Genomic DNA, 20,183 nt, shown 5'->3' with positions numbered 1-20,183 from the left:
GTACTTCCCAGTACCACTCAACTGATCTCAGCGGAGATCAGTCTTCTAGCGAGGCATTCTCGCTTGCCGATCGAAGAGCTTCTTCGTCTCCGAACCGGTCGAAGAGCACCGGAACGACGACCATGTTGAGCAGCGTGGACGTGAGGAGGCCCCCGATGGTGACGATGGCGAGCGGGGTCTGAATCTCTTTCCCCGGCTCGCCGCCGCCCAGCGCCAGTGGGATGAGTGCGAGGCCCGCCGTGAGGGCCGTCATCAAAATGGGATTGAGTCGCTCCAGCGATCCCTGCACGACGGCCTCGCGGAGCGATTTGCCCTCCTTGAGCAGGTTGATATAGTGGCTTACGAGGAGGATACCGTTGCGCACGGCTATGCCGAAGAGGGTCACAAATCCGACCATCGCCGCGATGTCGAGCGTGCCGCCGAGGAAGAGAAAGAGGGCTGCCACCCCGCCGGTGAGGGCGAGCGGCAGGTTGACGAGCACGAGCGCCGCGGCCCGGGCACTGCCAAACTCCTGATAGAGAAGGAGGAAGACGACCAAGAGTGCGACGAGAGAAAGCCACCCGATTCGCCGAGAGGCCTGCCGGGCGTTTTCGTACTGCCCGCCAACCTCGTAGTAGTAGTTTTCCGGAAGCTCGACCTGATTCCCGATGCGTTGCTGTAGGCCCGCCACAACGCTTCCCACGTCCCGTCCGCGGATGTTGGCCGAGACCACGATCTTGCGCTGCACGTCCTCGCGGCTGATGGTGTTGGGGCCGCGCTCGTGCTGCACGGTGGCGAGGCGCGAGACCGGCACCTTCGGGCCGGCTGGCGTGTCAATGAGCACGTTGCGGATGGACTCTGCACCGGCCCGGCGGGCGGAGTCGAGCCGCACGGTGAGATTGAAGGTCTGTTGTCCCTCGCGCACTTGCGAGATGGCTTCTCCGCCCACCAGCGCCTCGATGGCGTGATTCAAGCGGCCGGGGGTGACGCCGTATTTCGCCATCTCCTTCCGCCTCGCATAGAGGCGGAGTTGGGAGACATCGGCCTGCTGCTCCACGGACAGGTCGACGAGGCCCGGCGTGCCCTGGGCAGCCCCCCGAATCTCCTCCGCCAAGTCGCGCAGCTGGTAGAGGTCCGGGCCGAAGATTTTCAGGGCAATGTCCGTTCGCGTGCCCGATAGCATGTGGTCGATGCGGTGCCCAATGGGCTGGCCGATCGTGATGTTGGTACCTGGAATCGAGGAAAGGCGGGCCCGTACGTCGGCGGTGACCTCGCTCATTTCCATTTCCGAAAGGTCCACCCGCACGTCAATCTCGGATCCATTGGCGCCCTGTGCGTGAGCGCTCAGTTCAGCGCGGCCGGTGCGGCGGGAGGTGGCCTCGACGGCCGGGTGTCCCAGCAGCCGCTCCTCGATGTTCTGGGCGATGTCGGTGGAGGCCTGCAGGCTCGTCCCCGGCGCCGTGACGGCACTGATGACGAGCGTTCCCTCTTGAAAGTCCGGCAGGAAGCCGCGCCCGAGGAAGGGGAGGGTGGCGAGCGTGACGGCCAGAAGGAGGGCAGCGGCCCCAAGCACAAACCGGGAGTGCCCCAGCACCCAGTCCAGGGTGGCGCGGTAGGTGCTGTGCAGCTTCCGTACCAGCCACGTCTCCTCGTCCTCTTGGACTGTAGAGGACTGCGGGAGCAGGTAGTAGCAGAGCACCGGCGTCACCGTCACGGCCACGAATAGCGACGCGAGAATGGCCACGATGTAGGCCAGCCCCAGGGGCTGCAGAAGCCGTCCCTGCACGCCGGAGAGGAAGAAGAGGGGAACGAAGACCACGCTGATGATGAGCGTGGCGTTTAGGATGGGGCCCCGCACCTCCATCGACGCCTCGTACACGACCCGCAGGATGTTCTTTTGCTCTTCGGGAGGCGCTTGGGCATTTTCTTTGAGCCGCCGGAAGACATTTTCCACGTCGATAATCGCGTCGTCCACGAGCGCCCCGATGGCAATCGCCAGGCCCCCGAGCGTCATGGTGTTGATCGTGATGCCGAGGCCGTACATCACAACCATCGCCACGGACAGCGAGAGCGGAATGGCGAGAATCGAAATCGCCGTCGTCCGCACGTTCCATAGGAAGAGGAACAAGATCAGAATGACGAGGAGCGCCCCGTCCCGCAGCGCCTCGATCACGTTGCTGACCGCGAGGGAGATAAAGTCGGCCTGCCGGAAGATCGAGCGGTTCACCTCCATCCCAGTAGGGAGCTGCTGCTCAATTTGGTCGAGTTCGCCGGAGACCCGCTCCGTGAGTTCGAGCGTATTGGCCCCGGGCTGCTTCTGGATGGAGACGATGACCGCCGATTCGCCGTTGACCGATCCGGTGCCGAGGCGGGGCCGCTGGGTGCCTATCTTGACTTCCGCCACGTCCCGAAGCCGGATCGGCGCCCCGTCACGGCTCGTCACCACCGTGGCCCCGATCTCCTGAATCTCGTTGGTGCGCCCGATCCCGCGGATGAGCACCTCGCGCCCGTCTTTCTGATAGACGCCCCCCGCCGCGTTCTCGTTCGATCCTTCCGCCGCGTCCATCACCGCCGACAGCGAGAGTCCGAGCGTGCGCAGGCGCTCCTGATCGACGATCACCTGATAGGCCTTCACCTCGCCGCCGTGGGGAATCACCTGCGCGACGCCATCCACGGCCAGCAGCCGGCGGCGCACGACGCGGTCGGCAGCCGTCCGTACCTCGCGCATCGAATGATCGTCACTGGTGAGACCAACCAGCAGGATTTCGCCCATGATGGACGTAATTGGAGCCATCACGGGGGCGTCCACCCCGTCCGGCAACTGCCCCCCAACGAGCTGGAGCTTTTCGCTCACGATCTGGCGGGCCTGATAGATGTCGGTGCCCCACTCGAACTCGACCCACACGATGGAGTAGCCCTGCGCGGAGCTGGACCGTACGCGCCGCACGCTTGCCGCCCCGTTGACAGCCGTCTCGATCGGGTAGGTCACCAGCTTTTCCACCTCCTCCGGGGCCATCCCGTGCGACTCGGTGATCACCGTCACGCGCGGGGCCGTCAGGTCCGGAAACACGTCCACCGGCATTGTCAGCGCTGCGTACCCGCCCGCCGCCAGTAGAAGCATGGCGCCGACGAGCGTCGTCACTCGGTTCGTAAGCGCCCACTGAATCGTCCGATCAAGCATCTTGCTGCCTGCGTGGATGGAAAAGGATGAGCCGATTCCCACTCCGAGTTCCGCACTCCGAACTCCGATCAGTGCGGGTGCCCGTGCCCGGCCATCTGGCTGGTGTTCAGGGAGGCGAGGTAGACCTGGTAGGCCCCGTCGGTGACTACGTGTTCGCCCGCTTGGATGCCCCGCTCGACGAGGGTGTACTGCCCGTCGGTGGGGCCGAGCTCAAGGGGCCGCCGCTCGAACGATTCGCCGCCGGTCTGCACGTAGGCCACCGGCCGGCCGTCCTCGGTCTGGATGGCCTCATTGGGGAGGGCGACGCCGGACTGCGTCTCTTCAAGAAGAAGCTGGGCGTCGGCCATCATGCCGATCTTGAGCGCGCCGTTCGGGTTGGGGGCTTCGAGGCGGACGGGAAGCGTCCGCGTGTCTGTGTCAATGGAGGCGCCCGTGGAGACGACCTGGCTCGCCTCGTATGCTTGGCTGCTGCCCTCAACGGTGAACACGGCGCCGGTGGCTCGGCTCGTGGCGGCCGCGTGTTCGGCGGGTACGCGAAGGCGGATCCAGACGCGGCTGGGATCGACGATCGTGTAGAGCACCGTTCCTACTCCCACGCGGCTTCCCGGCGCCAGGTGACGCTCCTGGACTCGGCCGCTAATCGGGGCCGTCAGGTGGTAGTTGAAGCCGGTGCTGTCCCGAGTCGGCTCGGCGGAAGCCGAGGCCATCTGTGACGCAGCGTTTTCACCAGCCTGTCCCATCGAATTGAGGGCTGCCCGAGCCAGCGTCAGGTCGTGGCGCGCCTCCACGAGCCGCTTTCGGGGAATCGCTTCTGCCTCTATCAGCCGCTCGGCCCGGCGCACCTCCCGCTCCAGCCGTTCGACGCGCCCCTTCAGGTCGGCGTACGAGCCGTCACCCCCCGACGGGCTGAGGATCGCCAGCGTCTGTCCTTCGCGCACCCGATCGCCGGGAGCCGGCATGTCCAGGTTCGCCCGGGCGGGCGTGAGGCCGCTCACCGGGGCCGCGACCTTCGCAAACTGCCCCGCGACCGGCTCAATCATGCCGGACGCGTCAATGGATCGTTGAATCGACCGCTCCTGCGCTTCCGCAACCTCAAACGACACGTCCCACTGCTGCTCCTTCGGGTACGAGATCTCCGCCGAGCGGGCCTCGGGCGCAGGCGCTGCCGACGCACTTTCGTACACGGTGAGGTCGCCCACCTCGACGGTGTCCTGTACCTGCACTCCCTCCACGATTACGAAGAGGCGAAATGTACCCGCCTCCGGAATTGTGGGCTGAGGCGTGAAGATGCCGGGTTCCGGCGGCCCCTCGACCGTGTGTACGTACGCCGCGCCATCCGGGCGACGAAAACGCAGCGTGAGCGCTCCCTCCGTGAGTGGGCGGGAGCCGTCGAGTCGGGTGACGTGGACGGCCCAGGGGGCGCTCGTCTGTCCCGCGAACATAGCGGGATGCTCGGCGAAAATCTCGATGGCCTCCGACCATGCCGTCGTGGAGATCCCGCTTGCGTGATCGTGGGCCTCCGTGCTTTGCGTGCCGGAATGGCTATGGGTGTCCTCGCCGTGAGAGTGCCCATCGGACGATTCGTCTCCACATCCAGTGAGCAAAACGCTGGCTCCAAGCAAGACGGCGAAGGCGAAACGGAGCAATGGCGTCATGGACTGAAAACAATTGGGTCGGAAAGGGCCTGTGTCGGCAGTAGAAGCCGCGCTCCTACTCGTGTGAATGCTCCTCGCCGCCGTGGGAATGACTGTCCTCCTCGTGACTGAGATTACCCTCCATTTCGTGCCCATGGGTGCTGTCGGCCTCCATCCCGGAGGTATCCAGGCGGGTCTTGGCGATGTCCGCGTGGGCGTGATCACCCTCGTGAGCGTGGTCGCCATTTTCGTGGCTGTGCTCATTTCCCTCGGCGTGCGTGTGGGAGTCGCCACCGTGTGAGTGGCTGCCCTCACTGTCGCCCCCGCAGGCCGGAAGCATAACGGTGAGTGCGAGGATAAGAAGAGCGGTGAAAATCGAAGAGGTCCAGCTGCGGTTCATGACGCAGAGTGGTCGTTGTTGAATGGGAAACCGAAACGGAAAACCAAATTACGGGAAGGCGATTGGCTGCCCCATCGCGCGTAGCAGCCGGAAGTATCGGGTCCATAGATCAGATCGAAGGGCTACGGTCCGGAGACGGGCATCGCGGTACGCGTCGGCCGCGTCGAGAAGTTCGACGAGCGACATTTCGCCCTCGTCGTAGCTAGTCCGAGCAATGCGGAGCAGGTCGTCGGATCCACGCAGCAACTCGTCGCGGAGGAGCTGAGATTGGCGGCGGGAAGACGTGTAGGCGGCGTAGGCGCGGCGCACCTCGGTGCGGATCTCGCGGCGAGCGAGCACCTGCTGGGTCTCTGCAGCCTGGAGCCGGGCCGATTCGGCTTCCGCGGCCCCCCGATTGCGGTCGAAGAAGGGGAGGGAAATGCCGATGCCGAAAAAGGCGCCTTCCGCGCCGTTGGACTGCCGCTTGTACCCGGCGGTGACGGACGGATCGGGCCACGCCTCCCGGCGAGCAGCTCGGCGGGCGGCTTCTTGCGCCGCCACCGCCGACTGCCAGTGGCGCAGCTCCGAACGGGTGCGCAGCGCCGTGCGAAGGGCCTCGTCTCGGGAGATTGGGGGTGGCGTTGCGTCGGGAAGCGGCTCGGCCGTCACGGAGGCTGCCCCGCCTGGGAGGATCAGAAGCGCGAGCTGTCGCCGGGCGCTCTGAGCCTCCAGCCGTGCCGCGGCCAGGCGTTGCTCGTATCGCGCCCGCTCCAGCCGGATGCGCCGGGTGGCGTAGCCGGACGCGTCGCCCTCGCTCCGTCGCTCGGCCATGTTGGAGTCGGCCTGCCGAAAGACGCGGGTTACCTGCTCTAACCGGCGCCGGCGCGTCTCGGCGGTCGCGGCCTGGACGTAGGCCTCGGTCACCTGCAGGGCCAATCGGGCACTGTCTACTGCGGTTCGGGCACGCGCCGCCCGCGCAGCCTGCTTTGCGGAGGCAGTTCGAGCGGAGCGGCCGCTCCACTCCAGCTTCTGGCTGAGGTTCAGGTACGTCTCCGATTGGCGCATGTCGCCCTGCCAGAGGGGCTCGTGTGTGGCCTGGAGCGTTGGGTTCGGGTAGGCTTGAACCTGCCGGGCTTCCCCTTGAAATGCGCGGGCTTCCGACTGCGCTCGCTGCAGGGACAGGTTGTTATTTCGAAAGAGGCGCAAGGCCTTCTCCAGGTCGACGGTCTGAAGCGAGTCTGCTGATCCCACCTCCGGCGCTTGGGAGTCGAGACCGGGTGCCTGTGTGCCAGCAGACGACGCACTCCTCTCCGCCTGGATGCGAGCTGGCTGTGCGCCGGCCGTCACGCCGAGCAGGCACAAGACGGCGACGGACACAAGGCAGCGGATCGAAACTCGAGACATGCTGCGGGAACGAGTCGTGATGAGTACAGGGACGGAAGGTTACTGCACAGATCGTCGCGTTCCTTCACCGGCCGTAGTCGGGTCTCGAAACTCGTCCTTCCGGACTGAACCGCCGAGGGAGCGGCCGACCTGGACCCAAACCCATAAGAGGAGGGCGGTCCAAAGCGCCAGTCCGAGAGCGAGAGGCCACACGAGGGAGAGAGCTCTGATCAAACAGTCGGTGAATCCGTCAAAGAATATAGGCGACGGCGGCTGTTCGGAGGTTGTCGGTCACCTGAAAAATCCAAAAGGTTCTTCCCTTACGCGGCTCACTTTTTGCTCATGCATTCCTCAAGCCCATCAACCTCTCCCGAGCGGCTCCTCTTTGTCGAGGACGAAGCAGATGTGGCTGGTCCTATTAAGCAGGGACTGGAAGAGGAGGGGTACCGCGTGAGCTGGACGAGGAAGGGAGAGGAAGGACTCACCGAGGCACTTGCGGGATCGTACGACGTTGTCATCGTCGATTGGCGGCTTCCCGGCCTCGATGGGCGCACGCTCATCGAGCGCCTGCGGAATGAAGGAAACCCCACCCCCGTACTGATGCTCACCGCCCTTCAAGACGTGGATCACCGGGTTGCGGGCCTCGACGCCGGCGCCGACGACTACCTCACGAAGCCCTTCTCTTTCGAAGAGTTGCTTGCCCGTCTCCGGGCCCTCACCCGACGGGCCGACCGCCACGCCGAGTCCCCCGACACTCAGAAAACCCACCTGCAGGCGGGGGGGCTCACCATGGACACCGCCCGGCGAACGGTACGCTACGGGCCGTCGTCGCTGGACCTACGCCCGAAGGCGTTTCGCCTGCTGGAGCTTTTGCTCCGCCAAAAGGGCACGGTCGTGACCCGGACGACCATCGCCGAACGCGTCTGGGGCTCCCCCTACGACGTGACGGCCAACGCCATTGACGTCACCGTGTCGAGCCTCCGACAGGCGCTTCAAGATGCGGACATCACGGGCGCGTCCCTCTCCCGGGTGTCCATTGAGACAGAGCGAGGCGTCGGCTACCGGCTAACGGTCTCGCCCCCGCCCAACGATCCGCCTCAAGAGGCGTCGTCCACCACGAGTGATTCCGCTTAGCATGCGCTCGTCTCAGATGAATATTCGTGCTCTCATTTCCCGGCTGTCGATCTCAACCCGTCTTACGCTCTGGTTCGGGACGAGCCTGCTGGTGCTACTGACCCTTTTTGTCGTAGGGCTCTATGTGAGCGTTCATCTGGGATTGCACGACGATCTGGAGACGCGGCTCCACGAGGAGGCCGCCGCCGTACAGACGCACCTCCGGGCCCACGGCGGGGCGTCGCTGCCCCAGTCCGCTGCCGGGAGCCATCCCGTTCAGGCCGCGCCTGGCACCTTCATCCGCCTGCTCGGCGCCGACGGCCGCGTGGTACAGAAAAGTTCGTCGTTCCAGGCCCGTCCGTCACTGCCGGTCGATCTGCCCGAATCGACGGCGGCCACACTGCACACGCGGACGTGGGGCAGCACCGCCGCGAAGTCGCTGTACGTGCCCCTCGACACCAAATCGCCGGCCGTTGCGTGGCTGGAGGTGACGAAGCTGCAGTCGCCCATCCACCGTCAGCTACACAGCTTGCGGGGATGGCTCGTGATCGGCATTGTGGGTGGGGTCGGGATGGCGATGCTGGTCGGCTACGGGTTGGCCCGGCGGGCCCTTCGCCCGGTGGCTGCCCTCACCGCTGCAGCAAACGATATGCAAGAACAGCCCAGTGGCAGCCTGCCCACGGACTTCGGCGTCGAGGACGAACTAACTGATCTGGCCGAGACGTTCAACGACCTGATTGGCCGCCTCAGAGACTCCCTTCAACGGGAGCGACGCTTCCGTGCCGACGCGGCCCACAACATGTTTACCCCGCTTACGGCGATCCAGAGCGAGCTCGACGTGACGCTCCGCAATCCCCGATCCGAAAATGAGTATCGGGAAGCGCTTCGAACCGTGCGGCGGCATACCGAAACCCTCTCGTCGCTTTTGGAGGAGCTGATGACGCTCTCACGCATTGAGGCCCGCGACGGCCAGTTGTCTCCCACCCGTATTGACGTGAGCCGACAGGTTGAGGACCGGATTCGGCGAGCCCAAGAGGCCCATCCTGAGGCAGCCTCAATCGAGTGGGAGGGGGGCTCGGGAATTGAGACCCTTGTCTCTCCGGAGGACCTCAATCTCGTGGTTGATCATCTTCTCGGCAATGCTCTGAAGTACACGCCTGACGAGGGGCAGGTGACGGTGCAGGTGGCGAAGGAGGAAGGCGACGTTGTGCTGCGCGTGTTGGACTCGGGAATTGGATTTGATCCTGAGGTCGCCGACCGGCTCTTCGAGCGCTTCTATCGCACGGGCGCAGCGGAGCAGTGCGCAGACGGAGGAGGGCTCGGACTGCCTATCGTGGAGGCGATTGCGGAAAGCTATGGGGGAGCGGTGACGGCCTGGAGTTCAGGCCATGAGGAGGGCAGTACCTTTGAGGTACGCCTCCCCAGACGTTAGCGTGAGGAGAAGGCTCTGGACCCGCTGTTTCGAAAGCGGTTCCTCTGAAACGATTCGCTGAGCCGCTTCGGAAACGGGAATATTGGACCTGCCCCGGTTTGAGCGTTGCAAAAGTTGTTGATAAAGGTGTCGTTTTAGAGCCGTGTTCGACATTTAGGTCTTGAAACTCTTGCTTAAAGCGCAAACGGTGCGCTGAGCGCAAAGCCCACTGACGCGACGGTTGCCAGCAGGAAGCCCATTGCTTCAGCCGGCTTATTCTCTACGTCGAGAACGCGCTTCAGCCACTCGAGGCCTTCCAACAGGGGGCGCAGTGCTCGCAGTAGGAGGCCTGAACCAACGTAGAGCCACACCCATACCGACGTAAAAAGCGTCGAGAACAGCATCACACTTAAGACCGCCGGCGCCTCCGATCCTTGCCTCCCGCTCAGTTGCACAAACCACTCCCCAAAAAGCAGCACATAGGCCACCAACTGCTCCCAAAAGCGGAACGAAAGGATCGAGCTCCCCGCTAACACGCCGGAGCTAATAATTTGAAAGAGCGATACCGGGAGCACAATACAGAGAATCGTCAGCACCAGATCGGCCGCAAGGTATCCCGTGTGGGCGGAGGTGCGATTCGTGTTTCCCATGTGCCCCAAGATCCAGCGCGTCTCAAAAAGCGAGGCGTAGTCGACAAACACGTTGACTGAGGCAAGAAGAAGGAAGGCGGGGAGTAGTTCGCTTCCCGAGCGCGGCGGATCGAGTAGACCAAGCCCGACGAAGCTCATCCCCAGCAGTGACACCGCTGCGAAGGAGGCAAGGGCCGACCGCTGGAAACAAGTCCAGGAGAGGTGATCCTTGGTGAACACCGCGTCGAAGAGGTCGGTGAACGCCCCAGGCCAGCCCGAGGCCGTTTCACTGAACTGCTCCTGCAAGATCCAATCGGCGGTTGCTGCCCGACTTTCTGGCGTCATCAGCCGCTCGCCTTGCCGGAACAGCCCGACAAGGCCGCCACAGACGAGCGTCCACGTCCCGAAATAGGCAAATACCTGTCCCAGTCCCGCCTTGCCAAACGCGAGCGCTCCCAAGACCGGCACGGCCAGTGCGGCAGCTAACCCTAGGAGGTTCCAGGCCGGAACCTCTTCAGCGGCGGCGCTCCTTTTGCCGTCGGGTGTGCCAACCGGAGGGTCATAGTCTGTAGCGCGGGATTCAGTTGGACCAGTTGCTGCGCCAGCTGTCGGGGCTGAGAGAGCCTTTTCCCTTGGGTCGGAACTATTGTCAGACGCGTCATGTGCTGCTTGAATGGGCGAATCCGTGTCAGATGATCTCCTGGGTGACGGGACTTCCGTTTTAGAAGACGCTGGGGCTTGGTGGGAGCGGTCAGTCGTCTCGGTACAACCGAGCAGATGGGCAAATTCCTGGGCTGATGCGGGCCGCTGCTCTGGACGTAGCGCCAGACCCTTGCGGACGGCCAGATCCGTTTCGAGAGAGAGCTTTTCTCGGATCTCCCGCGGCGGGACGAGTTCGTCGGACGTAGTCCGTTCGGTCGACTCTGGTGGCTTTAGCCCCGTCAGGCACCGATATAGGGTCGCAGCGCACCCGTAGATGTCAGTGTGCGGCCCGAAGTCGCCACTCCGGTGATACTGCTCCGGCGGGGCGTAGCCGGGCTTTAGGATTACTTCCAGTTCTTGGCTCTGCTGCCCAATTGCTTCTCGAGCAGCGCCGAAGTCGATTAGGACGGCTTTCGGGCTGTGAGAAGAGGTCTCTTCATAAGAAAGATAGATGTTTTGCGGGTCGATGTCGCGGTGCAAAACGCCCTCGGCGTGAACCGCTTCCAGCCCTGAGAGGATATCGTTCGCGTAGCCGAGCGCCTCATTTTCTGGCAGGCGTCCTCCGCGTTCAGCTAGTTCCTCGGCAAGAGACTGGCCCTCGTAGTAGTCCATCACGAGGTAGCCGGTCCCGTGTTGCTCGAAGTAGGACTTGACGTCAACGACATTCGGGTGGTCGAATCGTGCGATTGTACGGCCCTCTTCCATAAACCTCTGGAGCCCGCGCTTAAATTCTTCAGTGTCCTGGCTCGTGTGGGGATGGACTTCGAGACTGTCCTCGGAATCCTCGTTCGAAGTTGAGCTATTGCTTCCGGCAGTGCGCCCGGCGATCTGGCGGGGGTAGTATTCCTTGATCGCAACGGTGGTGTCGAGGTGTTTGTCTAGGGCCTGGTAGGTAATGCCGAAACTGCCGGTCCCAAGGACTGGGCCGATCTGGTACTCCTCTCGAAGGCGGGTGTCCTCCGGCAAGGCGATCGGTGGACGATCGGGCGTTTCGGACATGTCGAGTCGGAGTGAACGTTGAAGTGGTTACACGTGCCTGTACTGAATACGGATACCCACCTTCCAAAATTGGAAAGTGTTCGTAGAAAGCCGCTGTTAGCAGCGTCTGAAGTTGTGGAGCAAGCAGCACCGTTCAGTCGTCGCCTCGTCTCCACCAACGCACTGCGGCAAACCCGCCGGTGACAATTGGCAGTGCTACCAGTACGAGTATCATAGAAGTGAGTAGTGCATTCGAGGGGGGAGACGTAATCCCAAGAAGGAATGCGGCAAGAAGGGGGGCAGTGAAAATCGGCACGACTGCCCAGAGAAAACTTCCATGACCTCGTCTCCACCATAACAGTCCGGCAAGTGTGCCGACGGCGACCGGTGGTCCCCACACTTTGAGCCAAAACCAGGGCTCCCAATTGGGATACTTCAAAGCCCTGAATACGCCACTACTGAATAGGGCGACAAAGACGCCGTTGACAATCGACACGACCCCCCAAAGAAAAATGTCTCCTATGCTTTTCGCGGCTCGGCGGAACGCAGAAAATTGTTCGGCCATGGTTCAGGATCGTAGTGGAACAAATGATACACAGAGAACACGCCTGCAGACTTCTGAAAGTTGGAACTTTCTTCTGGTCTAATTACCAATCATGTGACCAGACATCATGATCCATCTCTAGTTACCCCTTTCCAGCTAGGCCGGGAGCTTTGCCGCAGCAGGAATTCCTCTTCATCCCCTTCTCCTTCAACACTTTCTTCAGCCAATGGACGCTCCCTTCTCAAGAAGTTGGCTCACCTGGCGTCGCAATGTCTTCGCCGGCTGGGCGGTTCTCACGCTGCTCTGTGTCACCTTCGGAGCGGGAGGGCTCTACTACGCCGTATCCAAAACAGTAGCGGAGGGAGGAATAATGTTTATGCACCGCTACTTAGGTGTGGGACCTGAGTCGGCATCAGGCTGGTGGTTGTATTTGTATTACATAATCAACTACCTCTTTCTGTTATTTTGGAAGTGCGGGTATGAGGTTGGGCTGGGCCTATTTCCCTGGACATTTGTCAGGCTGGTCTGTAGCATTGCCTTTTTTTCAGGAGGCTGGGTGGCCTATCGGCGGGCCCGAACTCGGTACGCTTCTCCCGGTGACCTTGTCGTCTTCGGCGGGGCTACAGGACTGGCCTGCCTAGTTCTTCTGTCTGGAGCGTGGGGATTTCGCTTTTGGGTTTCATCGAGGAGCGCCGATGTCCGTCAGGCCGACCGTGCCCTTGCTTCCAAGTATAACCAGACTGGGTTCGATGTCCTCAAGGAACTAACAGTTCAGCCGGACAGCGCGTCTAAAGGCCAACCCCCTACGAACACGCTGCTTTCCTCAATCAGCCTGGGAACGACTCTGCATATGACGGCGAAGGGAGCAAGAGGGCGAACAGCTCAGGAGCTCTATGAGGTGCTCCACCTGCCAGATACATTGAGGGAGTCTGTAGCTTCTGGTCCCAGTCAAATCCTACAACGACTGAGGCATCCTGAGCCACAACATGTTCTACAGCGTCTTGTGGGTCGCGCCTCTGCCATTGAGACCCGCTTGGCAAACGCCGGATGGTTCGATGCTTCTCCGACCAAGAGCATGAAGAGTGCCGGTCTCCTCGACCTTGACCTTGAAATTCGAGAAGAGTACCGGCGAACCCTCGAAGAGAACTTCGATGCAGAGGTGTATCTGCGAGACTTCGATAGCGAGGAGCTTGCGCAGGAAGTCAACAAGTGGGCCACTGAGAAGACCAACGGTAAGATTCGAAGAGTAATAAAGAAGGGGCCAAAGGATGGAGCAGTGTTAGCTAATGCGACTTACTTCTTCGGAGAATGGAGCGCGCCGTTCGATTCGGAAAACACCATGCAAAGGCCCTTTATCGTCACGAGGAGAGGGAAAAAGCCCGACACGGTTTGGGTGCCAACTATGGTACGGAAGGCAAAATATCCATACATGCAACGGAAGCGAGGAGGTGAGCTAATCCTCCAAGGGGTGCGGCTTCCCTATGGAGAGACTGGACGTATGGCGATGTATGTGTTCGTGCCGCAGGACCTTGACCAGTTTGTTCGTGAGCTTAGACCGGAGCGCTGGGATCGGCTCACCAGCGCAATGGACAGCACTAACAGTGAGATCGAACTTAGCCTGCCGAAATTTGCACTTCGAAAGAAGTTGGACCTGATCCCGCTGCTCAAAGAGCTCGGCGTCGAACAGGCCTTCACGCGGGAAGCGGATTTTGCACGCATCATAAATGTCGGGTCTCGTACCGACAGTCTTCGGGGGCGACCTACCCCGTTCTTCCTGAATGAGGTGGAGCAGAAAATCTATCTGAAGGTGAACGAGAGGGGCACGGAAGCTGCAGCGGTGTCCTTCGACTTGCGCGATGTGAGCCCTCCTCCGAAAATGAAGGTGAACCGGCCGTTTTACTTTGCCATTGCCGAGCGAGAGACCGGGGTAATTCTCTTTCATGGAGCGATCCGTAATCCGGTTGCTAGGTAGCTGTCTGGAAGTACTTAGCTGGTAGCCCAGAATCCACCTGGAATGTAAAGCAGTCCGAGATTCGGGATGGGCATTGCCAATTGAGGAGATTATTATAAGGCATGTGGCTGAGCGAAGGCGCCTCGGGATGACCACTCATCTACCGTCAGAGTAGGCAATGAAGTAGGTGATCCTTGTCCCGATAACAGCCGATACCGAATCATTATTGATTCTCAGCATTGAGGATTGATCTTCTCATGTCAGGATCCGGGCCGGCAAGTCCTGAGACAAAGTTTTGAAAACATCTCCCACACACACCATCCGTCCTCAGCGGCGATGAAGCGGAGTAGGGAAGAGCAATGTTGAGTCGCTACAAACACGGTCTGGAAGACGCGCGCTGCAAACCTCCTTTCGTTCGAAACTGTGCTTAGCATTCGGCCTGACCCCTTGAGCTCTCACATGGAGGATGCATTCACTTGAATTTGGAAGCGTCGGCCGATCCGAAGCAGCAAACAGGCTATTCCCAGATTCGATTTGCGTCCATCCGAACGTCGATGAGAAGAAGCTCCGTCTCACCGTCGAACGAAAAGGAGAGTTCATCGGGCGCCGTGATCCCGGCTCCATCGCCCGCCTGAAGCGTGTGACCGTTCACAGATACTGTGCCGTCCACTACTTGTACCCATACGCCTCGTCCCGAGGGCAACTCGTGAGACGCTCGGTCCCCTGGCGAAAACTGCCCGACGTGGACAAAGGCGTCGGTATTGATCGGCATGCTATCCCCGCGCCCATCGGGGGAGACGTAGAGGCGAAACTGCCCCTGCCGCTCCTCGGTCGGGGGCTTCAGCTCGTGGTAAGCGAAGTCCGTATCTAGGCGATCAGGGATAAACCATAGCTGGTAGTGGGCCTCCGGTTTACCTCGAGGGTTCGTCTCGCTGTGAATCATGCCCCGGCTGCCTGCGCTGATGAGTTGCATTTCCCCCGCGCGAATGTCGGCTTCCCGACCAAAGCTGTCCTCGTGGTGGAGGATGCCCTCCGTCACGTAGCTCACAATCTCGGCGTGGCGGTGCGGGTGCTTGTCAAAGCCCTCGTTCGGATCAATGTGGCTTTCGATGAGCACCCGCAACGGGCCGAAGCGCATCCAGTTCGGGTCATGATAGTCGGCGAACGAAAACGTCATTCGGTTCGTCGACCAGCCGAGGTCCTGGAGGCCTCGATCCCCGCTTCGTCGAATGCGAGGCGCAGCCTGAGGATCACGTTCTCTCGTCGGTCGGCTTGCAGATTTTGTCGAATGAGCTTGCTGGTTATCCATGGGTTGTGTCCTAATTTGAGAGGTGATGAGAAGGTGGAGAGGTTACGTCTGGCAGAGGGCAGCTTCAGGCTTGGATCCTCGCTTCTCTTTCCGCGAAGGGGGTTGCGAAGCGCCGCCAGCCGGAAGGAGCCCCTGCAGGGCGTCTGGAAGGCGGCAGGCAGCCATCCAGGCGAGAAACGCCAGGGCGAGAACGGCTGAGGTGAGTGCCCCGCCGATAAAGGGCGCCGCCGCGCCGGTGCCAACCAACGCAGGGGCGGCGAGCAGGGGGGAGGCGAAGCGGCCGAGGTTGCGGAGGGTGCTGAGCCCGCCCATCAGGCGGCCGCGCACTGCCTGTGGGGTTGCCTTCCCCACGCCGTCGCTGAGGGACGGCACGAGCAGCCCCATGCCCCCACCGGCGAGTGCGACGCCGAAAGTGGCCATCGCCGGCGTGCCGGCTGCCGCGATGATGCCGAAGCCCGTGGCGAAGAGCCCCAGCGCGACGGCCAGCGTCCCGCGCGTGCCCATTCGCGCCTGGATCCGGTCGTAGCCAGCGGACGCGAGGGCGCCGGTCACGGTCCCGCCTGAGAGCACGACGGCGATCCATACGCCCGACTGGAGGCCCATTGCCTGCAGGGCGTACGGCAGTTCGACACGGATGAGATTGAACACGGCCAGCCCCAGAAACGCCAGCCCGTAAAGGATGCCAATGCGTCCCCACCCGATGCCTATTTCACGATCGTCTACATTCTCGTTAGGGGAGGAGGGGGGTGTGCCCTCCGCCTCGGCAGCAGGCGTCGGCTCGGGAAGGAGTGCACTAGCGGGCCAGACGACCGCGAGCCCGGCCAGATAGATCCCGAACGGCGCCCGCCAGGAGATGTCCGTGAGGAGCCCGCCGAGAACGGTGTACATCATCGCGGAGAGGGCCATTACCGCTGCCTGTCCGCCCAAGACCCGGCTCTGGGCGTCGTCGTGGTAGTCGACGATGAGGGTGGTCGCCGCCGTGCCAATGCCTCCGGCCGCGAGTCCCAGAACGGCCCGGCTGACTGTGATGGCCGGAAGGGAGCCGAGCAGGGCGCCCGCGCTCCCACTGCCAGCAAAGAGCAGGAGGGATCCGAGCAGGACCGGGCGCCGGCCTGTGCGATCAGCCAGAACGCCGGCCAGCGGAGCACCGACGGCCGTAAACAGGGCCGGTGTCGTGAGCACCCATCGGGTCCAGGCCTCCACGCGTTGCCCGCCGCCGAAGGCGGCCCGGAGATCCGGAAGAACGGGGGAGAGCACCGCGCCCGTCATTACTGGGAGCGTGCTGATGAGAAGCAGGACCGACAGTCGCGTGCGGTTGGGCATGAGGGGGAGGGCGAGTTGATGCACTCGTTCGTATGAGTGGTCGTGGGGGAACGGCGGCGTCATTACGCCGAGGACTTCGCCGGCGCCGCCTCCGGCGCTCGCAACCGTGCGGCGACCCGCGTCACGCGTTGGCCCAAGGACTGGGCTGTCTGGACCTCTTCGGGGACCGGCGCTTCTACGTCTTCGTCCTCGCGTGGCATGGTAGAGGGGCCGTACGGGGATCCGCCCACGCCCTCGGTGGTCATTATCTGATCGTTGGTCGAGTAGCGCACCCCGACGAACACCATGCCGAGATGAATTAAGGGCACCAGGCTCGTGAGAATCGTGGTCTCGTGCCCGCCGTGAATGGAGCCGGTCGAGACAAAGACACCGGTGGCTTTGCCCTCCAGTTCGCCCTCGAACCACATCCCGCCGAGGGTATCGATGAACTGCTTGACTTGGGCAGCCATGTTACCGAAGCGGGTGGGCGTCCCCCAGATGATGCCGTCGGCCCAGCGGAGATCGTCCTGCTCGATCCGAGGAATCTCTGCCATGTCGGCTTGAGCCGCCTCGTAGGCGTCCTGGCCCGACATGGCCTCCTCGGCCGAAGAAATCTCGGGAATACGGCGGAGCCGAACAGTGGACCCGGGCACCTTGGCGGCGCCCTCCTCAACGGCTTCCGCCAGCTTGTGAGTGGTGCCGTACGACGAGTAGAACGGAATGACGATGTTTGCGGATTGCATAGTGGAAAACGTGGGTTGCGCGTGAGAAGTAGCTGTAGGTTTTACGTTAAACCGTTTGATATTAAACTATCCAACTAAAAGAAAATCATGATATTGGGTCCGTTAGAGTGGGTCGAGTAGGGGACGTCAGTCTGCGTTTGCGAGCCCGAGCTTCTTGCACAGCCGACTGAATTCTTCGATCTCTTCCGCCTCCAGCGCCTCGAAGGTGGATCGAATGCGCTCCACGTGTTCAGGAAAGAGGTCCTCGATCAACTCCTCTCCGTCGCTCGTCAGATGAATCTTGATGTAGCGGCGATCCTCCTGGTCGCGGCGTCGCTCAACGAGGCCTCGATCGACGAGGTTGCTTATGATCGTGCTGATGTTGCCCTTGCTTTGAAGGAGCTTTTCCCCGAGCTGGCCCTGGTACAGCGGGCCCAGGTGGTAGATTGTCTCCAGCACGCCGAACTGACCGGAGGTCAGGTCGCGGGTCCGAAAGGTTTCTCCGATCTTGCGATCGACGCTGTCAAACGCGCGGGTAAACCGAATGTAGGCATTCAAGGCACGCTTTTCGGCTTCGGATCCGTCGTGCTGTGTGGCCATGGGAGGACTCGCTTCGGGTGATCGAAAAACGGTTCGAGGGAGGTCCTCGGGTTAAGACCGGAACAGTGCCTTCTCCCGAGACATCGAGCCCGAATTGCTCGTGGCCGGTTTCGGTTCAGAGTCGCTCATGCCGGCTGGGAGAAGGCGCTCTTGTAATCGTAGGCAAACTGGACGATGGTGCGGGGCGGCTGTCCGGTCACGTCGTAGATGTCTCGCGTCGTCCGGGCCGTTGCCCCACCAGCGCGATGATACCAGGCCAGGGCCAACTTGCTGTCGATGAGCCAGTCGGGAAGCCCTTCATCCTCAAAGCGGGCGCGCGCCTCATCGAAGCTCTCAGGGACGTACTCGACGTCCTGCTTTGTCGCCGTTCCAATGGCGCCTGCAACCTGATGGTAGTCTATTGCTTCTCCGCCGGTCAGAATGTAGGTCTCTTTCCCGTGCCCATCTTCGGTGAGCACTTGGGCTGCCACGTCGGCGATGTCACGGATGTCGACGAGTGGAATTCGTCCCTCGCCGGAGGGAGCCCGGATCTCACCCTGACTGCGAATGCGCTCGGCCTGACCGAGAAGGTTTTGCATAAACACGTGGGGACGGAGCATCGTCCAGGTGGGGCCGGCTGCCTTCAGGTACGTTTCCACCTCGTGGTGCCATTGGCCGATGGCCGACTTCGATCCCGGATCGGCCCCTCGGGCCGAGAGCTTGACCACGTGCTCGACGCCTGCGTTTGCGGCTGCATCGATGGCGTTTTTCTGAAGGCGGGTCATCGATCGGGCATTGCCCGTGAGGATGAAAAGACGGTTGGCGCCGTCGAACACCGAGGGAAGTGTCTCTGGCTCTCCCAGATCCGCCTCGGCCCACTCCACGTGAGGGAGCGTTTCTCCTTGACTCGGGTTGCGGGAGAGGGCTCGCGTAGGAATGCCCCGCTCCGATAAGAGTCGAAGAACGCGGCGTCCGATCGTGCCGGTTGCGCCGGTTACGAGGATCATGGGACTGCAGATTGTAAGGATTCGAAAGGAGTAGCGGTCGGCGCTGAAAAGAGGACCAGCGCCCGGCCTCTCGTTCTTCCAGTCCTTCATATGTCGTTCTACATGAAACTGTTCAATATAAAACTATTGATTCACGATGGGTTTACAGAAGCCGTGCTCAGAGGAATGAGGAAGGGGAGGGGCGTGTATAGGCTGCCTAATTTTCTCGAGTAGGAGAATTCAGACGAGAAATCTCCCGCATCAACGAGTCCCAATTGATCCAGCGGGTGTGCTTCTCCGGATGGCTTTATATGCATCTCGCGTGTGCGTAGGGGAGTGCACGCGTGCTGTCATTTGGGGAATCACGCGTAGAATCTGCACAGACGCAGAATACTGAAGAATAGGGGCGAGGGGGCAGGCATCACTGTACTCAAAAGCAAGAATATGCAGTGCATTTGAAAAGACAGTTTTATATTGAACTGTTCGACATTGAAATGTATATAGTAGGGCAACGAGATGGTCGGGCACCGGAGCGTCGGCCGCCTAGACGCCGGTGTCGGATCGGGACCGTCCTCCTTGTCATCGATGCTCTCATGAAAAGCACGACTGGTCCGTCCGGCCAGCAGCTATACTGGCGACAGCGGCCGGACGTGGACGCCTCTCGAAGGGCGGAATGGCTAAATCTTTGTTTAGATCAATAGTTTGATGTTAAACGGTTCACTGTTGAACTGAATCTCTTTATCGAAGCGGCGACAGCGAGGCCGACGGGCTCAGTCCGGCCTCTACATCAGAAGCGTACTCTCTACACTCAATCCCTTTACAGCTATGAAGCGCTACACACTCGACATCGGACGCATTCTTCTCTCGGTCATCTTTCTCGGCAGTGCGGCGACGAAGATCGCTGACCCTGCTGGCACGCAGGCTTACATGTCGGCCTACGGATTGCCGATGACCGGCCCGCTTCTTCTCGGCGCGATTGTCACCGAGCTCGGAGGCGGGCTGGCGCTACTCTTCGGCCTGAGGGCGCGTTGGGCTGCGTTCCTGCTCACCGGGTTCCTGGCGGTCGCGACGCTCGTCTTCCACATGAATCTCGGCGACCAGCAGCAGCTCCTCCACTTCCTCAAGAACGTGGCGATCATTGGCGGGCTCGTGATGGTGATCGCGGAAGGGACCGGTCCGCTCAGCCTGGGCCCGAACAAAGAGCCCGTCGCCAAAGAGGACGCTCCAGCTTCAGCAGGAGCGTAGCGGTCCAGGGAAAGGCGTCCCCGATCCGTACGGCGTGGACATTTCCCGTTAGCACGGGCGCCTGCCCCTTTGGAAGCGACCCGCCCGAGGGCGGGGCGGGGACGCTTCCGTTTTTTCGGTTCTTCTCGAACATCGATCATTGTCTCTTTCAGAAGA

14 protein-coding genes are annotated in these 20,183 nt (G+C 61.7%); 4 read left to right on the top strand and 10 right to left on the bottom strand.

Features of this window, described 5'->3' with window-relative positions; genetic code table 11:
• Positions 1-37: 37 nt before the first annotated feature.
• The 4 genes from BSZ35_RS18425 to BSZ35_RS18415 all read right to left on the bottom strand — a co-directional run bounded on the left by BSZ35_RS18425 (position 38) and on the right by BSZ35_RS18415 (position 6,577).
• Positions 38-3,160, bottom strand: coding sequence for an efflux RND transporter permease subunit (locus tag BSZ35_RS18425; protein ID WP_105014070.1), 3,123 nt, complete (start codon positions 3,158-3,160; stop codon positions 38-40).
• A gap of 68 nt (positions 3,161-3,228) precedes the next feature.
• The gene (locus BSZ35_RS18420) at positions 3,229-4,815 is read right to left on the bottom strand and encodes an efflux RND transporter periplasmic adaptor subunit (protein ID WP_181149473.1); all 1,587 of its coding nucleotides are present in this window, start codon (positions 4,813-4,815) and stop codon (positions 3,229-3,231) included.
• A 55-nt stretch (positions 4,816-4,870) separates the two neighbouring features.
• Positions 4,871-5,194, bottom strand: a complete 324-nt coding sequence (locus BSZ35_RS19655) for a hypothetical protein (protein ID WP_181149471.1) — start codon at positions 5,192-5,194, stop codon at positions 4,871-4,873.
• A 48-nt stretch (positions 5,195-5,242) separates the two neighbouring features.
• The gene (locus tag BSZ35_RS18415) at positions 5,243-6,577 is read right to left on the bottom strand and encodes a TolC family protein (protein ID WP_105014068.1); all 1,335 of its coding nucleotides are present in this window, start codon (positions 6,575-6,577) and stop codon (positions 5,243-5,245) included.
• A 321-nt stretch (positions 6,578-6,898) separates the two neighbouring features.
• Here BSZ35_RS18415 and BSZ35_RS18410 point away from each other — a divergent pair, with 321 nt between their 5' ends.
• Both BSZ35_RS18410 and BSZ35_RS18405 read left to right on the top strand, forming a co-directional pair.
• Positions 6,899-7,690, top strand: a complete 792-nt coding sequence (locus BSZ35_RS18410; RefSeq protein WP_105014067.1) for a response regulator transcription factor — start codon at positions 6,899-6,901, stop codon at positions 7,688-7,690.
• A 16-nt stretch (positions 7,691-7,706) separates the two neighbouring features.
• Positions 7,707-9,101 carry a HAMP domain-containing sensor histidine kinase gene (locus BSZ35_RS18405; protein ID WP_181149469.1) on the top strand — a complete coding sequence of 465 codons (1,395 nt, stop codon included), beginning with the start codon at positions 7,707-7,709 and terminating at the stop codon, positions 9,099-9,101.
• Between the two features lie 173 nt (positions 9,102-9,274).
• Here BSZ35_RS18405 and BSZ35_RS18400 read toward each other — a convergent pair whose 3' ends face one another.
• Positions 9,275-11,410: a serine/threonine-protein kinase gene (locus BSZ35_RS18400; RefSeq protein WP_105014065.1), complete on the bottom strand. Its 2,136-nt coding sequence runs from the start codon at positions 11,408-11,410 to the stop codon at positions 9,275-9,277.
• 749 nt (positions 11,411-12,159) lie between these two features.
• Here BSZ35_RS18400 and BSZ35_RS18395 point away from each other — a divergent pair.
• Positions 12,160-13,905, top strand: a complete 1,746-nt coding sequence (locus BSZ35_RS18395) for a serpin family protein (RefSeq protein WP_105014064.1) — start codon at positions 12,160-12,162, stop codon at positions 13,903-13,905.
• A 496-nt stretch (positions 13,906-14,401) separates the two neighbouring features.
• Here BSZ35_RS18395 and BSZ35_RS18390 read toward each other — a convergent pair whose 3' ends face one another.
• From BSZ35_RS18390 to BSZ35_RS18370, 5 genes are all read right to left on the bottom strand, one after another.
• Complete coding sequence (locus BSZ35_RS18390; protein ID WP_258096797.1) at positions 14,402-15,115, bottom strand: pirin family protein; 714 nt, start codon at positions 15,113-15,115, stop codon at positions 14,402-14,404.
• A gap of 120 nt (positions 15,116-15,235) precedes the next feature.
• Positions 15,236-16,516 (bottom strand): MFS transporter, encoded by a 1,281-nt coding sequence (locus tag BSZ35_RS18385; protein ID WP_181149468.1) that lies wholly within the window; start codon positions 16,514-16,516, stop codon positions 15,236-15,238.
• Positions 16,517-16,578: 62 nt separating this feature from the next.
• Positions 16,579-17,238 (bottom strand): NAD(P)H:quinone oxidoreductase, encoded by a 660-nt coding sequence (wrbA, locus tag BSZ35_RS18380; protein ID WP_105014061.1) that lies wholly within the window; start codon positions 17,236-17,238, stop codon positions 16,579-16,581.
• A gap of 126 nt (positions 17,239-17,364) precedes the next feature.
• On the bottom strand, positions 17,365-17,817 hold the full coding sequence (locus BSZ35_RS18375; protein WP_105014060.1) for a MarR family transcriptional regulator: 453 nt from the start codon (positions 17,815-17,817) through the stop codon (positions 17,365-17,367).
• A gap of 125 nt (positions 17,818-17,942) precedes the next feature.
• A complete protein-coding gene (locus tag BSZ35_RS18370; RefSeq protein WP_181149466.1) occupies positions 17,943-18,803 on the bottom strand; it encodes an SDR family oxidoreductase in 861 nt (286 codons plus the stop codon).
• A gap of 804 nt (positions 18,804-19,607) precedes the next feature.
• Between BSZ35_RS18370 and BSZ35_RS18365 the strand changes: the two genes are divergently transcribed.
• A complete protein-coding gene (locus BSZ35_RS18365; RefSeq protein ID WP_105014058.1) occupies positions 19,608-20,027 on the top strand; it encodes a DoxX family protein in 420 nt (139 codons plus the stop codon).
• The last annotated feature ends 156 nt before the right edge of the window (positions 20,028-20,183 follow it).

This window comes from Salinibacter sp. 10B, assembly GCF_002954405.1.
GTDB lineage: Bacteria > Bacteroidota > Rhodothermia > Rhodothermales > Salinibacteraceae > Salinibacter.
This window is presented reverse-complemented; position numbering and strand designations above follow the sequence as displayed.

What these genes read in the sequence shown, in the direction of transcription:
- BSZ35_RS18425 (WP_105014070.1), bottom strand. Translation starts at nt 3,160, where the DNA reads ATGCTTGATCGGACGATTCAGTGGGCGCTTACGAACCGAGTGACGACG.
- BSZ35_RS18420 (WP_181149473.1), bottom strand. Translation starts at nt 4,815, where the DNA reads ATGACGCCATTGCTCCGTTTCGCCTTCGCCGTCTTGCTTGGAGCCAGC.
- BSZ35_RS19655 (WP_181149471.1), bottom strand. Translation starts at nt 5,194, where the DNA reads ATGAACCGCAGCTGGACCTCTTCGATTTTCACCGCTCTTCTTATCCTC.
- BSZ35_RS18415 (WP_105014068.1), bottom strand. Translation starts at nt 6,577, where the DNA reads ATGTCTCGAGTTTCGATCCGCTGCCTTGTGTCCGTCGCCGTCTTGTGC.
- BSZ35_RS18410 (WP_105014067.1), top strand. Translation starts at nt 6,899, where the DNA reads ATGCATTCCTCAAGCCCATCAACCTCTCCCGAGCGGCTCCTCTTTGTC.
- BSZ35_RS18405 (WP_181149469.1), top strand. Translation starts at nt 7,707, where the DNA reads ATGAATATTCGTGCTCTCATTTCCCGGCTGTCGATCTCAACCCGTCTT.
- BSZ35_RS18400 (WP_105014065.1), bottom strand. Translation starts at nt 11,410, where the DNA reads ATGTCCGAAACGCCCGATCGTCCACCGATCGCCTTGCCGGAGGACACC.
- BSZ35_RS18395 (WP_105014064.1), top strand. Translation starts at nt 12,160, where the DNA reads ATGGACGCTCCCTTCTCAAGAAGTTGGCTCACCTGGCGTCGCAATGTC.
- BSZ35_RS18385 (WP_181149468.1), bottom strand. Translation starts at nt 16,516, where the DNA reads ATGCCCAACCGCACGCGACTGTCGGTCCTGCTTCTCATCAGCACGCTC.
- wrbA (WP_105014061.1), bottom strand. Translation starts at nt 17,238, where the DNA reads ATGCAATCCGCAAACATCGTCATTCCGTTCTACTCGTCGTACGGCACC.
- BSZ35_RS18375 (WP_105014060.1), bottom strand. Translation starts at nt 17,817, where the DNA reads ATGGCCACACAGCACGACGGATCCGAAGCCGAAAAGCGTGCCTTGAAT.
- BSZ35_RS18370 (WP_181149466.1), bottom strand. Translation starts at nt 18,803, where the DNA reads ATGATCCTCGTAACCGGCGCAACCGGCACGATCGGACGCCGCGTTCTT.
- BSZ35_RS18365 (WP_105014058.1), top strand. Translation starts at nt 19,608, where the DNA reads ATGAAGCGCTACACACTCGACATCGGACGCATTCTTCTCTCGGTCATC.